Consider the following 14,076-nt stretch of genomic DNA (forward strand, 5'->3'; position numbering starts at 1 on the left):
AGGCCTCCTTAGTGTCCGAGATAGACTTCAATGACTTTTGGATCACTTTGCACATCATCCATTTTTCCTGCTGCGAGGATTTTCCCTTGGTGCAATACTGTCACTTTATCTGCAATGGTTTTTACAAACTCCATATCGTGCTCAATCACGAGGACTGAGCGTCCTTTACTGATTTCACGAAGCAGTTGTGCTGTCTGTTCGCGCTCAGAAACACTCATGCCTGCCACAGGTTCATCCAGCATTAACAACTCGGGGTCTTGCATAAGCAACATCCCTATTTCAAGCCATTGTTTTTGTCCATGAGACAATAGGCCTGCGGAGGTGTGTAATAAATCAGTGAGGAAAATTTTTGAAGCGACTTCTTGGATACGCTCTTCGACATCTTTGGTTCGCTTAAAGAACAAAGCCCCAAACACATTACGACCACGTGGGAAAGACATTTCGAGGTTGTCATAGACTGAAAGGTTTTCGTAAATATTGGGATTTTGAAATTTACGACCGACACCTTTACGAACGATTTCGAACTCTTTGAGCTTAGTCAGTTCAATATCATTAAATTTGATCGTGCCAGAAGTTGCTTTAGTTTTACCGCAAATCAAATCTAACACTGTTGTTTTACCTGCACCATTAGGGCCGATCACCACGTGAACTTCGTTTTTATCGAGATAGAAGTTGAGATCGCTGACGGCTTTAAAGCCGTCAAACGAGACTGTGAGATCTTCAATTACAAGTACAGGTTTTGCCATTTCTACGCCGACTTTACTCATTTCACACCTCCTTCTACTTCAATATTGCTATCTTTTTTGGACTCCGTGGGTTGATGGGGGATAGGCGAAGCCGTTGTTTTTTTATCTTTGAAGATAAGTCGGCGAACATATTTTTCATATAGGCCAGCTAAACCATTCGGTAAGAACATCACAACGCCTATGAACAATGCACCAAGGAAGTACAACCATACTTCAGGGAATGCTTCAGAGAAGTAAGTTTTACCAAGGTTAACTAAAACTGCACCATATACAGCTCCAATCAGTGATAAACGTCCGCCTACTGCAGCCAAGATCACCATTTCAATAGATGGGACGATGCCAATAATCGTTGGAGACATGAAGCCGACTTGCAGCGTAAACATTGCCCCACCGACGGAAGAAACGACTGCCGCAAAGCAGAAGATAAAGACTTTGTACATTGAAACGTCATAGCCAGAAAAACGTACACGTTCTTCTTTTTCACGCATTGCAGAAAGTAAGCGACCTAACTTTGAGCTGAGAACAAAGCGACTGATCATGATGACTGCGATGAGTAACAATGCATTGATGTAATACAAAACGTACTTTGCTTCATCCGTACGGATGTCCCAGCCATGTAATGTCTTGAGATCAGTAATACCGTTGATACCACCAGTAAAGCCTTGTTGACCAATAATCAAAATTGTCAAAATCGCCACAATTGCTTGCATGATGATAGAGAAATACACGTCTCCTACACGACGAGTAAACATTGCAAAACCAATAATAAAAGCCAATAAAATTGGAATAATTACAATCGCGAATAGGGTAAATGTGAAACTATGGAATGGTTCCCAGAACATTGGTAGGCTGGTAATTTGGTTCCAGTCCATAAAATCAGGAATACCGGGTGTGGTTTGAGTTGCTGTGGATTGCATGTCAGAAGCTTCGAGCTTGAGGAACATGGCCATACAGTAGCCACCGATCCCAAAGAAAATACCCTGACCTAAACTCAAAATGCCGCCGTAACCCCAGCACAGCACTAAACCAATCGCGACAAAGGCAAACGTAAGATATTTACCCATTAAATTGAGACGGAAAACATCTAAAAACATGGGCATTACAAATAGGATCAGTACTGCCAATATAGCCAGTCCAATCGCACCTTCTTTACCGCCTAACAAGGCATTCATTGGATTACTCATATCAATCTCTCCTGAATACCTATTTACGAACTTTGATTGAGAACAAACCTTGAGGACGTAACATCAAAATGATGATGACCGTCGCTAAGGTAATGACTTTGGCAACAGAGCCTGACAGGAAGAACTCTAGGATTGATTGGGCTTGTGCAATACTGAAAGCCGAAGCGATAGTGCCTAATAGACTTGCAGCTCCACCAAACACCACAACCAAGAACGTGTCTACGATATAGAGAGAGCCTGCAGTTGGACCAGTTGAGCCAATTGTCGTAAACGCCGCACCAGCAATACCGGCCAAACCACAACCTAATGCGAATGTTAGACTGTCCACACGCTTTGTATTAATACCAACGGCACCACTCATGAAACGGTTTTGGTTTGTCGCACGAAGCTGTAAGCCCCAGCGAGAACGATAGATGAGGAAATAGACGAAAGCGGTCACGGTGAGTGTGACACCGACAAGGAATAAGCCATTAATAGGAATATCAATCGTCTCTGTCGGTTGATAAGAGCCCATAAGCCAATCAGGTAGTGTTGGACTCACTTCTTTGGGACCAAATGTAGAGCGAAACACTTGTTGCATGATTAAGCTCAAGCCCCAAGTTGCAAGCAAAGTATCGAGTGGCCGCTGATAAAGCCGACTAATCATGAGCCGTTCGACCATATAGCCGATAATGCCTGCTGTCAGAAAAGCTGCCACAATCGCTACAATAAAATAATAGGGAAGCAATTGAGGAAAATAGCTTTCAGTCAGGGTTGAAATGACAAATGTGGTATACGCGCCTATTGTGAGGAATTCACCATGTGCCATATTGATGACACCCATTTGCCCAAAAATAATTGCAAGGCCCAGTGCCATTAACAACAGCACACAGAAAACAGAAAGACCATTAAAGCCTTGCATCGCAAATATTGCACCGAAGTCAGCTAAAGATAAATCCATCGCCTCATCCTCCAAGCTTTAAATAATAGGTTTGAAATGAAAAGATCAGGAGAGGGCTCTCCTGATCATGTGCTGTCGATTAGTAGCCTTTAGGGAATGGATTAGGCTTGATTAAACCTTTTGATTCGTAGACCACTTTGAATTGACCATTGGTTTGCACTTGTGCAATACGTGATTTGCTCCATAAATGATGATTGGCATCAATTTTCACGTAACCTTCAGGCGCATTTTTCATTTCGATGCCTGGAGAGGCTTTGGTAACTTTGGCAACATCAAAACTACCAGCTTTTTCAACTGCGGCTTTCCATAGCCATGGACCAAGATAAGCGGCTTGAGTCACATCACCAATTACTGCTTTAGGACCATATTTCGCTTTAAATGCTTTTACGAAAGCTGCGTTACTTGAATTATTTAGACTTTGGAAATATTTCATTGAAGAGTAGAAGCCCTTCATATTTTCGCCACCAATCCCCAGTAATTCATCTTCTGTCACAGAGAAGGTGAGCAGTGTTTGCTTATCGCCAGTCACGCCTGCAGCTTTCATTTGCTTATAGAATGAAACGTTTGATCCACCCACCACGGCAGCGACAATTGCATCTGGTTTACGAAGTTTGGTTTTGTTAATTAAAGAACCAAATTGCGTATGTCCAAGCGGGTAGTATTCTTCACCGACGACTTTACCTTTCAACACTTTTTCAATGTGTGTACGGGCAATTTTCATGGTGGTACGTGGCCAAATATAGTCAGAACCGATTAAATAGAATGTTTTGGCTTTTTTCTCACGTGCAAGCCAATTCAGAGACTCAAGCACCTGTTGCGTAGCTTCTTGACCGGTATAAATCACATTTTTAGATTGTTCTAGACCTTCATAGAATGTTGGGTAATACAGAAGCGAATTATTTCGTTCAATAATAGGTAATACGGCTTTACGAGAAGCTGAAGTCCAGCAACCAAAAATTGCTGCAACACGATCCTTTTCAGTTAATTTTCGGGCTTTCTCAGCGAAAGTTGGCCAGTCAGATGCACCATCTTCTTGAACAATTTTAATCTGACGACCTAATACACCACCTTGTTTGTTGATCTGCTCAATGGCTAAACGTTCTGCTTGGATGGCTCCTGTTTCAGAGATTGCCATCGTTCCCGTCGCTGAATGAAGCTGACCGACATAGACGAATTTATCATTTACGTTAAGTTTGGTTGTATTTACTTTTGCTGTCGCTGGAGCACTCGCAGTGGTCAAGACAGGTGCCAGTAAAAAAGGAACAGCGAGTAGTCCTGCGAGTAAGCCAGATGTTTTAACTTTAGATTTTAAGGTCATTGGTGTTCCCCTGATGAAGTGGATAAGGCCATTGCGCGATTTATTGTTTGCGCTTGCTATGGACTTAAGCCTAAGGGGTGTTAAAAAATGAGCATATACGTCACTTTACGTATATCGATGTTCCTCAAAATGATTTTTGATGAAAGTTAAGCTGGGCATAGATTTTGCTAACTGTAAGGGTCTATTTAAATTGCCTAGCTTTATGGTTTCATCTAGCAATACTCCTCAAGCACCGCAACGGGTGATTCATACACGCCGTAAATACAATACTTGGGTGGTTGATGAGAGTATTGAAGACTATGCACTACGCTACGCACCGAGGTCAGTAAGACGGTGGTCCCTTTGGACAGTGATCAATACAGCGCTTGCAGCAGTCAGTTTTCTAGCGATGGAAGCGCTTGGTGCAACCATGTTATGGCAATACGGCTTTAGCAATGCATTCTGGGCCTTAGTGGTCGTTTCAATCATTATCTTTTTGACCAGTTGGCCTATTGGATATTACGCGGCCAAATACAATGTTGATATTGACCTACTTACGCGGGGCGCAGGCTTTGGCTATATCGGCTCATCTATAACTTCAGTCATTTACGCCAGTTTTACTTTCATCTTCTTTGCTTTTGAAGCCGCTATCATGGCTTTGGCGCTTGAGCTTGGTTTAGGTGTGCCGCTGAGTCTAGGTTATTTAATTTCTGCGCTTATTATTCTGCCCCTAGTAATCAAAGGCATAGGGTTTATTAATAAAGTACAAGCGTTTACCCAACCATTATGGATTTTTTTATTATTACTACCATGGTGCTTTGTTTTGGTGAAGCACCCGACTCTGCTCTCAGAAGTTGCCCTAATAGAAGGCGCGCAAAGTCAAAGTGCAGGATTCAATTTGGCTTTTTTTGGCGCATCTTGCACTGTTTTGTTTGCGCTGATTACGCAGATTGGTGAACAAGCTGATTATTTAAGATTTTTGCCAGACAAAAAACATGCTCAAAACAAATGGAATTGGGCGGTATTTTTAGGCGGTCCTGCATGGATATTGGTGGGATTCATTAAAATTTTTATGGGCATGATTTTAATGGTACTCGCCCTTAAATTTATGGTGCCGAATCATGAATTAAGCAATCCGAATTATCTATATTGGATCGCCTACCAACAAGTGATTGAGCATCCTGCTGCTGCATTATTTCTTACAGTCATGTTTGTGTGTATCGCACAGTTAAAGATCAATGTAACCAACGCTTATGCTGGCTCATTGGCATGGTCTAATTTCTTTGCACGCTTAACGCACAGTCATCCCGGACGTGTGGTTTGGTTAGTGTTCAATATTTTTATTGCGCTATTGTTGATGGAACTAGGCGTCATCCATGCGGTGGAGCGTGTATTGGGGCTTTATAGTAATGTGGCTTTGGCATGGGTGGGTGCCATCGTTGCTGATCTCGTCATTTGTAAGCCATTGGGGCTGAGCCCGAAAGGAATTGAATTTAGGCGTGCTTACCTCTATGACATTAATCCAGTCGGTGTTGGCAGTTTATGTATTGCATCCTTATTGTCGATTTTATGCTACTGGGGATTATTTGGTGATATCGCAAAATCCTTAGCAGGATTTATTGCTTTAGGTTCAGCTATCGTCTGTGTCCCAATGCTTGCTTATTTTACTCGTGGCAAATACTACATCGCACGTCATGAAGATAAATCATTAAAACCAATAGAGACACAACGATGTGTGGTTTGTGAGCATGATTATGAAATGGCTGACATGGCGACTTGTCCTGCTTATAACAATATGATTTGTTCTTTATGCTGTACCTTAGAAGCTCGTTGCCATGATTTATGTAAGCCTCATGCACGGTGGTCTGCACAACTTAAGCATTTTGCAGTTTGGTTTCTACCGCGCCAATGGTTGAGATACATCAATACTAGATTGAGTCTTTATATTTTGATGATCTTTGTTCTGAGTGTGGTTTTGGCAGTCAGTTTAAGTCTGGTTTATTTACAAGAACTGAGTAAATTCGGCACAGTATTTGGATCAACTCAACAGCATGAGTTGCTGATGCTATTTGTTAAAATTTATGCCGTATTATTTTTACTGTTATGTGTTGCAGCATGGTGGTTGGTACTCAATGATGAAAGTCGCCGACAAGCTCAGCTTGAAAGTAATATGCAAACACAACTGCTCATGGACGAAATTGAAGCGCATAAAATTACAGATCGGCAATTACAAGATGCACGAACTCAAGCTGAAAAAGCCAATGAGGCCAAAAGTCGTTATGTTGTTGGAATTAGTCATGAACTGAGAACACCTCTAAATAGTATTTTAGGATATAGCCAGTTACTCAATAAACAAGAACAACTCTCTGAACAAGGAAAAGCTGCGCTGGGTGTGATTCGTCGTAGTGGGCAGCATTTAACGTCCTTGATTGATGGTTTACTTGATCTTGCAAGGATTGAAACAGGTAAAATTTCTTTAGAAATGTCGAATATTGAATTTCCGAAGTTTCTCCAACAAATCGTGAATATGTTTGAGCCACAATTCCAACAGAAACAACTGAAATTTACGGTCGAAATTAGTGAAAAAATACCACAATACGTACGTATAGATAAAAAAAGACTTGAACAGATCCTTATCAATTTAATGGGAAATGCTTTGAAATTTACGCTCGAAGGAGAGGTGAAATTTCGAGTAGATTATCGCTTTCAGACGGCATATTTTGAAATTCATGATACGGGATGCGGGATTGCTCAAGCAGATCTAGAGCGAATATTCCAGCCTTTTGAGCGCGGACAAAATGTCGTACAAGGTAGCTTTGCTGGAACAGGTTTGGGTTTACCAATTGTTAAACTATTGGTGGATATTCTCGGTGGGGAGTTAAAGGTAAGCAGTACGTTAAAAAACGGTTCAATTTTTAAAATAAAACTATATTTACCTTCAAAATCGGTCATTCATCCCATTGCTGATGTCGCATCGAATACAGTATCTGGCTATACGGGACATCGCCGTAAAATATTGGTCGTAGACAATGAAGCAACTGATCGTGGACTAGTTTTAAATTTCCTTAAACCTCTCGGCTTTATTCTTGAAGAAGCAGAATCGGGATTGCAATGTCTAAGAAAAGTCCCTGAATTTCGACCAGATTTAATTTTGATGGATTTGAGTATGCCTTTGATGGGAGGGTGGGAAACTGCGAAATTATTGAGAAATAATAAAATGACCAATGTTCCCATCATCATTATTTCCGCAGATGCCAATGAACGAATGCAGAATCCTGAAACCGATGTATTGAATGAAGACTTTCTGGTCAAACCCGTGGACTTAAATCTGCTACTGAACAAGATTGGAGATAAATTAGGCTTAAACTGGCTTCATCAGAATGAGCCGAATCAAGCCGCAGAAGAACCTCAAAAACAGGTTGAACCCTTACACCATGATGGCAACGCTTTATCTGTCAGCGTGATTGATGAGAATGATGAAGCACCAGAACAAGCGCTAATCAAACTAGAAGATTATTTGAGTATTGGTTATATCCGTGGAGCCAAAGAGATGCTCGAAATTTGCAAGAAACTCAATGTCTGTGATCCTTCTATATGGCAGCACATAGAATTTGATATTCAACGCTTCGATACCCAACGTGCATTACAACGATTACACGAGCACCTATCTGATATCAGATCTGATTTGGAAGGGAGTTAAGCTATGTTAGAAAGTATCTTAATTGTGGATGATATTCCTGAAAATCTAAGTTTATTACATGAGAGTCTTGATCAAGCCGGCTATCAGGTCTTAGTTGCCACCAATGGTTTTACTGCTATTGAAATTGCGCACCGTTCACAGCCAGATATGATTTTATTGGATGGGAGTATGCCTGAGATTGATGGTTTTGAAACCTGTATCCAGCTTAAAGCGAGTCCAATGACTGAGCACATCCCTGTCATATTTATGACGGGTTTGACGGAAACCGAACATATTGTAAAAGGCTTTCAAGTTGGGGGTGTAGATTATGTGACAAAGCCACTGAATATCGATGAAGTACAAGCACGTGTCAAAACGCATTTACTGCAAGCCCGTTTAATGCACCAACAGAAACAAATGCTCGATGCAACAGGCAGTGCAATTTTGTCGATGAATATGGATGGGGAAATTATTTGGCAGACACCTGTAGTGCAAGGTTTATTAACGCAACATGGAATTGATATTGCTCATTTTAGAAAGAGTATAAATCAGTGGTTAAAAGCACTTTTCCAGCAATCGAATCAAGAAGAAATGCTACATGGTCAATATGGTCATGGGCATCAGCAATTACAATTAAATTTATTAACCAAGTTGAAAGAAGGACAATTACCTAAACATGTTTTGGTTCAGCTCAAAGAGCAAACACACATGCCAAGTGTTGAAGAGATCGCTCAAGCTTGTCCGAATTTAACACCACGTGAGGCTGAAGTTATGCATTGGGTAACGCTTGGCAAAACCAACCGAGATATTGCAGAAATTTTGGAGTTGAGTCCACGCACCGTCAATAAACATTTAGAGCATGTTTTTGAGAAGCTGTTTGTGGAAACGAGAACTGCTGCGGTGTTACATGTGATGTCAGCTTGTCAAAATTAAACATGGCTTAAAGAAAATCGATATAACTCCTTTAAGCCTAATCAATGCCAAATACTGTTGGAGATTAATTTTTTGATTAACATGATGTTTATATTTCTAAATTTTCATCCCATAAAAAATAAATTCCGAATTGACCTGATCTAAATTCACCCCCAGCTGCTTTGCCTGCATCCGTTAAAAAATGCTTCTCATTTTCAAGTTTGAGATAACCCTTGGAAACTAATTTTTCTAATAAAACAGGTGTTTTTAAACCAACTTTTGCAGCAAGTTTTGCTGAAGTTAATTTGCTAAATTTGCTACTCTCAGATTCGTTATCAGCTATATGCTCAGGTTCTGTATTATCCGATTTAACTTCATCTAAGCTAATTCGAACTTCTTCACTAATACGGATAATCCGCTGCGCTTCTTCATAAGCTTCTTTAAACACTTCATCATCTTCGTATTTACGGACTAAAATACCCATTTCATTATTATTAACTTGGCTAAACTCATATAGGTTGAGGCTTGAAATAATACATTCACCTTCGTTTAGGTAGCATTTAGCGTGTAAGTTTTTACAAAAACTGAGACGGACGTAATCAAGCTTTTGCAGCCATTTAATTTCTTCAGGATGTAAATCACTTTTCCCATACATGATTCGAATATCAATTTTTAGACGATCTTTATCTTCTAATAATTCTTTAATTCGATCATTTAGTCGAAGATAAGGACTGATTAGAATCAAGCGCTCCTTTGCATTTTTTATGAGTTCTTCAAGATAAAAGTTAGTAGCACTGGTATTTAGGAACTTCGCCATTATTCCCTCTAGTATATTTTATATTGTACAGTGCGATATTAGCTCAGAATTTATGCATACCAAATAACATTATCGATCAATTATTTTAAAAAAATCAAACTGAAACACATCACAATTATTCCCAGCACCAATCCGATCCACCACCGCAAAATCACTCGGGCTTTCCAATGTTAAAAGTGGATGATGCCAAGTCCCCGCCCGATAGTTCACACCTTGAGAGCCATTGGTTATAAAAGCTTGTAGCTTTGAAATATCGGGCTGATCCGCATTTAAGTTTGGTGCAACCACTACTAAAAACTTTTGTCCCTGCATCGGGATGAAAGCTTGTGATCCATGAGGATGACGTTCAAGCATTGAAATTTTGAACGGAATATTGGTACTTTGAATATTTCGAAAAATACTAATCCCGGCTTTGGCATCGCCAATAATTTCAGTGGTCACTAAAGCATGATAGCGCTCTGTATGCGCATCGTTAATATGAAAATAATCATTTCCTTGGCAAGCAATGACGTCACCAAAAGGTGCAAAATTTTCGGAGGTTAAAGGTTGTAGGGTAATGGTATGCATCATAAAAATTCGCTGAAAAGAAACTGCATTTTCAATTTAGAATTGAGTCGAAAATGCAGTCAAAATAAGATCACTTTAAAAGTAACAAATACTCAACTAAGGATTCACTTTACCCCAGAGGCGTATACGACTAATCCCACCATCAGGAATCATATTCACCCGAATATGAGAAATTTTTTCGTGTCGCAATACTTCATTTACAAAGTTATGAATGTGATCCATTTGCATCGGTTGAGGTGCGAGTAAAAAAGGCCAAAACATACTTTGAGGGATCAATTGAGGATCCGTTGCATCTTCTATATAAATGGCTTGAATGGACACTTCAGCAGGATAATTCCCTTTAAAGTGGGCTGTATCAATATCAATCTTTTCAATGTGACCAGCTTGCCCTAAAGCTAAAATACACCAGTCGAAACCGGGTGCACGACGGCGTGCGGTTTCCCAACCATCACCCATATTAACCCCACGTCCTGGATTGATCAGATTACGTGGATGTCCGAAGTGTGCATCACTATAGGCAATAACACGTCCACCATTTTCAAGTGCAAGCAGGTCGAGGGTTTGGTTTTGATCTTGGATTTGAACGCTGACTTCACCATATACGCGGAATCGTGCGATACCTCCATCTGGAAAAATATTTAAACGCAGATGGGTAAAGATCTGATTCATTGAAACTTCAAAGACATGGTGCTGACTTGGTCCCAATATACTATTTGGTAAAATTTGGTGCCATTCAGCATCATCTAAGTTTTCATTTGGTGCATAACACCCTTCTACTGAAGCAGAAGCGGGATAATTACCACTAAAAAAAGTGGTATCAATATCGAGTGCTTTAATTTTACCTGCAACACCTAACTGAACAATCGCCCAATCATAACCACTGTGACGTTTACGACGGGTTTCCCATCCATCCATCCACTTGCCATGATCATCAAATTTACCTTCTACAAAGATAGGCGCATCAAACTGAAGCATACGTTGAGCTTCAGCAAAAAAATCATCAGAACATGTTGTGACTTTTGCACCAATTCGGGCATCTGCAAGGTTAGTAAGTTGCTGTAAAGGAGTAGGGATTTCAAATTCCGGTGCCAATAGTGTTGCCATGTCATCTTCCATTATTGCTTTAAAACTTGATTCTTATCAAAAGAATGCATTCTTAGAATCGTAATGCGTTGTTATGTCGCATCTGCTTAAGGGCTTTAAAAAGAATGCACAGCATGTGCCAACCTTGCACTTATGTAGCGCTCTATTGGTGGAAATGGCACGTTTTTCGCTTTAAGCAGTGGGTTAAAGCAAAAAAAATTGTGGAAGTAAAAATGAATATCACCATTATTGGTGCCGGAATGGCAGGATTAACGACCGGAATTGCGCTGAAGAAATTTGGTCATCAAGTTTCAATATATGAACAAACTGAAAAAATTTTACCCGTGGGTGCTGCGATTTCATTGTGGTCAAATGGTGTGAAATGTTTGAACTATCTAGGACTCACGGATCAAGTCGCTCAACTTGGTGGGAAAATGGATCACCTTGCTTATGTCGATGGGCTCACGGGTGATGTCATGACGCAATTTAATTTATATCCGTTGATTGAAGAAGTTGGGCAGCGACCTTATCCAGTTTCTCGCGCTGAATTACAAAATATGTTGATGGATGAGTTTGGACGTGAAGATATTCATCTTGCAAAAAAAATGATCGGACTTGAGGCTCAAGGTGATGACGTCAAAATCCATTTTGCTGACGGAACACAAATAACGACGGATTTATTGGTCGGCGCGGATGGCACTCATTCGATCACGCGTGCCTATGTTTTAGGTGAGCAAGTTGAGCGTCGTTATGCAGGTTATGTGAATTGGAATGGGTTGGTCGAAATTTCTGAGTCGCTGGCACCTGCTGATCAGTGGACCACCTTTGTAGGAGAAGGGAAGCGAGCTTCTTTAATGCCAGTCGCAGGTAATCGTTTTTATTTCTTCTTTGATGTACCACTTGAATTAGGTTTGGAAAATGATCGTACTCAGTATAAAAAATTACTAAAACAATATTTTGACGGTTGGTGTCCGCAAGTACAAACTTTGATTGATGCTATTGATGAACAGCGAACCAATCGTGTTGAAATCCATGATATAGAACCATTTGCAGATTTCTATAAAGGGCGAGTGGTGATTGTTGGCGATGCAGCACATAGTACAACACCTGATATTGGGCAGGGCGGTTGCCAAGCGATGGAAGATGCCATTTATTTGGCTCGGGCATTACAGATTAATACACTGGGAATTCAGGATGCTTTAAGACGTTATCAAAACAAACGTAATGAACGCACTGCTGAAATGGTATTGAGAGCGCGTAAACGTTGTGATGTGACGCATATGAAAGACGAATCGATTACTCGTGAATGGTATGAGGACTTAAGAAAAGAACAAGGACCTCATATTATGAATGGTATTATCAGTAATATTGTTGGAAATCCTTTGGATTAAAGATTTCAACTAAAAGGGCTAAATGCCCTTTTTAAGTATTTAGATTCAGTTGGAATAAGACGAGATTGCGCCAAGATCCAAATTTTTGTCCGACTTCAGGTAAATAGCCTGTTTGTTTAAATCCAAAGTATTCATGTAATTTGATGGATGCAAAATTTTCATGATCTATAGCAGCGATCATGACATGAATTTTATGTTGGCTTGCGTGTTGAATTAAATGTTGGAGTAAAGCTTTGCCTAAACCCAAACGTGTAAAATTGGGATGAATATACACAGAGTGTTCGACAGTTTGTCTAAAACCACTGATCGCTCTAAATGTACTATATTCAGCATAACCTGCAATTTGTTGGGTGAGTTCGTTTTCAACCACAAAAATAGGGAAATGATCTATTAGATGCTGACGATACCAATTCTGATAATAATAAATGTCTTGATCTTGCTCATTCCATGTTGCAAAACCATTCAGAATTTCATCGTTGTAAATATCTTGGATTTGAGTTAAATCCTGTTCAGTTGCGAAACGAATTTTAAAAGACATTTTTTATTCTAATCGTCAGTATTTATAACTTTATTTTGATTATTGAGCATAAAAAAAGCAAGACACTAGTCTTGCTTTTTTATTATAAATATCAATTAGAAATGATATTTAACCAATGCGCTTACATCGTTTTGGTCTTGACCTTTTTGACCGAATTTATTGTTCCAAACAGAGTGTTCAACACCTACATACAATTTGGTTTTTGGAGAGATATGTTTACCAACATTCCATTTATATTGGCTTGTCCAGTTCAATTCACTCGCATGACCAGGACCTTCATTTGTAGACCAATCAAGGAATGCATCTGCCAAGAATTCTTCATTGCCTAGCTTGAATGGAACAGCGTAAGTGATCGTCATTTGGTAGTCATCTTCAGTCAAGTCATTGTCAACTCGATAGAAGTTAATATTTGCATATTGCGTGTAAGGAATATCTAAAGCAAAGCCTACGCCATACAAGAAGTTATTGAACTCAGTATTGTTGTTATAACCAGCGTTGTGTTCCCAAGTCGTTGCAATCAATACATCTTTGATTGGACCAGCGCTTAGTTTTTGGCCAGAAACTTCACTTAAACTTAATCGTGGAGCTAATTCAAGGTAAGTTGAATCGCCATCTTTTCCGCCCCATTGTTGATCGACGAAAAAGAAAACATCCGAGTACTTAAGCTTTGCAGCATATTCAGCAGTGATGGTATAGCGTTCACCTTCTTGTTGAGAGAAAGGGTTTAGGTAGTTATCGCCATAAAGACCAGTTAGGCTGAAATCTTGCCAAACAATTGGACTTGCTTGAGTAAACGCTGCTGTAGAAGCTAATGCGCAAAGTGCTGCGATTTGATTAAGTTTCATAAAAGAATCCCCAGAGAAAGCGGTAACAGAATAACGATTCTTTTGCAAAAATAAAGCCAAAAGTGGATGAAAGGAAA

The 14,076-nt window shown here is 39.9% G+C and carries 12 protein-coding genes; 3 read left to right on the forward strand and 9 right to left on the reverse strand.

What is annotated here, in order from left to right; genetic code table 11:
* Positions 1-8: 8 nt before the first annotated feature.
* The 4 genes from urtD to urtA form a co-directional block, all read right to left on the reverse strand.
* The gene (urtD, locus tag AC1M9K_RS06030; protein WP_092766538.1) at positions 9-767 is read right to left on the reverse strand and encodes an urea ABC transporter ATP-binding protein UrtD; all 759 of its coding nucleotides are present in this window, start codon (positions 765-767) and stop codon (positions 9-11) included.
* Complete coding sequence (gene urtC, locus AC1M9K_RS06035; RefSeq protein WP_481588779.1) at positions 764-1,930, reverse strand: urea ABC transporter permease subunit UrtC; 1,167 nt, start codon at positions 1,928-1,930, stop codon at positions 764-766. The genes urtD and urtC overlap by 4 nt, the downstream gene beginning before the upstream one ends.
* A 19-nt stretch (positions 1,931-1,949) precedes the next feature.
* A complete protein-coding gene (urtB, locus tag AC1M9K_RS06040) occupies positions 1,950-2,870 on the reverse strand; it encodes an urea ABC transporter permease subunit UrtB (RefSeq protein WP_035264743.1) in 921 nt (306 codons plus the stop codon).
* A gap of 79 nt (positions 2,871-2,949) precedes the next feature.
* A complete protein-coding gene (urtA, locus tag AC1M9K_RS06045) occupies positions 2,950-4,188 on the reverse strand; it encodes an urea ABC transporter substrate-binding protein (RefSeq protein WP_035264741.1) in 1,239 nt (412 codons plus the stop codon).
* Between the two features lie 202 nt (positions 4,189-4,390).
* Between urtA and AC1M9K_RS06050 the strand changes: the two genes are divergently transcribed.
* Both AC1M9K_RS06050 and AC1M9K_RS06055 read left to right on the forward strand, forming a co-directional pair.
* On the forward strand, positions 4,391-7,867 hold the full coding sequence (locus AC1M9K_RS06050) for a hybrid sensor histidine kinase/response regulator (RefSeq protein WP_481588849.1): 3,477 nt from the start codon (positions 4,391-4,393) through the stop codon (positions 7,865-7,867).
* A gap of 3 nt (positions 7,868-7,870) precedes the next feature.
* Complete coding sequence (locus AC1M9K_RS06055; protein WP_481588780.1) at positions 7,871-8,779, forward strand: response regulator; 909 nt, start codon at positions 7,871-7,873, stop codon at positions 8,777-8,779.
* Positions 8,780-8,867: 88 nt separating this feature from the next.
* Here AC1M9K_RS06055 and AC1M9K_RS06060 read toward each other — a convergent pair whose 3' ends face one another.
* From AC1M9K_RS06060 to alc, 3 genes are all read right to left on the reverse strand, one after another.
* Positions 8,868-9,575 (reverse strand): phospholipase D family protein, encoded by a 708-nt coding sequence (locus tag AC1M9K_RS06060; protein ID WP_481588781.1) that lies wholly within the window; start codon positions 9,573-9,575, stop codon positions 8,868-8,870.
* Positions 9,576-9,644: 69 nt separating this feature from the next.
* A complete protein-coding gene (locus AC1M9K_RS06065) occupies positions 9,645-10,145 on the reverse strand; it encodes an ureidoglycolate lyase (protein WP_481588782.1) in 501 nt (166 codons plus the stop codon).
* A 93-nt stretch (positions 10,146-10,238) separates the two neighbouring features.
* Positions 10,239-11,246 (reverse strand): allantoicase, encoded by a 1,008-nt coding sequence (gene alc, locus AC1M9K_RS06070; RefSeq protein WP_481588783.1) that lies wholly within the window; start codon positions 11,244-11,246, stop codon positions 10,239-10,241.
* A gap of 212 nt (positions 11,247-11,458) precedes the next feature.
* On the opposite strand from alc, the gene hpxO reads away from it, so the two are divergent.
* Entirely contained in the window at positions 11,459-12,616 is a 1,158-nt protein-coding gene (gene hpxO / locus AC1M9K_RS06075; protein WP_481588784.1) for an FAD-dependent urate hydroxylase HpxO, read from the forward strand.
* Positions 12,617-12,647: 31 nt separating this feature from the next.
* Here the strand turns inward: hpxO and AC1M9K_RS06080 are convergent, their stop codons facing one another.
* Positions 12,648-13,154 (reverse strand): GNAT family N-acetyltransferase, encoded by a 507-nt coding sequence (locus AC1M9K_RS06080; protein ID WP_179999697.1) that lies wholly within the window; start codon positions 13,152-13,154, stop codon positions 12,648-12,650.
* Between the two features lie 95 nt (positions 13,155-13,249).
* Positions 13,250-13,999, reverse strand: coding sequence for an outer membrane protein OmpK (locus tag AC1M9K_RS06085; RefSeq protein ID WP_035264928.1), 750 nt, complete (start codon positions 13,997-13,999; stop codon positions 13,250-13,252).
* Between the last annotated feature and the right edge of the window lie 77 nt (positions 14,000-14,076).

The organism is Acinetobacter sp. 24-47-67 (genome assembly GCF_056779735.1).

Coding starts and splice junctions, on each gene's coding strand:
- urtA (WP_035264741.1), bottom strand. CDS start 4,188: ATGACCTTAAAATCTAAAGTTAAAACATCTGGCTTACTCGCAGGACTA.
- hpxO (WP_481588784.1), top strand. CDS start 11,459: ATGAATATCACCATTATTGGTGCCGGAATGGCAGGATTAACGACCGGA.
- AC1M9K_RS06055 (WP_481588780.1), top strand. CDS start 7,871: ATGTTAGAAAGTATCTTAATTGTGGATGATATTCCTGAAAATCTAAGT.
- urtC (WP_481588779.1), bottom strand. CDS start 1,930: ATGAGTAATCCAATGAATGCCTTGTTAGGCGGTAAAGAAGGTGCGATT.
- AC1M9K_RS06060 (WP_481588781.1), bottom strand. CDS start 9,575: ATGGCGAAGTTCCTAAATACCAGTGCTACTAACTTTTATCTTGAAGAA.
- alc (WP_481588783.1), bottom strand. CDS start 11,246: ATGGCAACACTATTGGCACCGGAATTTGAAATCCCTACTCCTTTACAG.
- AC1M9K_RS06065 (WP_481588782.1), bottom strand. CDS start 10,145: ATGATGCATACCATTACCCTACAACCTTTAACCTCCGAAAATTTTGCA.
- AC1M9K_RS06080 (WP_179999697.1), bottom strand. CDS start 13,154: ATGTCTTTTAAAATTCGTTTCGCAACTGAACAGGATTTAACTCAAATC.
- AC1M9K_RS06085 (WP_035264928.1), bottom strand. CDS start 13,999: ATGAAACTTAATCAAATCGCAGCACTTTGCGCATTAGCTTCTACAGCA.
- urtD (WP_092766538.1), bottom strand. CDS start 767: ATGAGTAAAGTCGGCGTAGAAATGGCAAAACCTGTACTTGTAATTGAA.
- AC1M9K_RS06050 (WP_481588849.1), top strand. CDS start 4,391: ATGGTTTCATCTAGCAATACTCCTCAAGCACCGCAACGGGTGATTCAT.
- urtB (WP_035264743.1), bottom strand. CDS start 2,870: ATGGATTTATCTTTAGCTGACTTCGGTGCAATATTTGCGATGCAAGGC.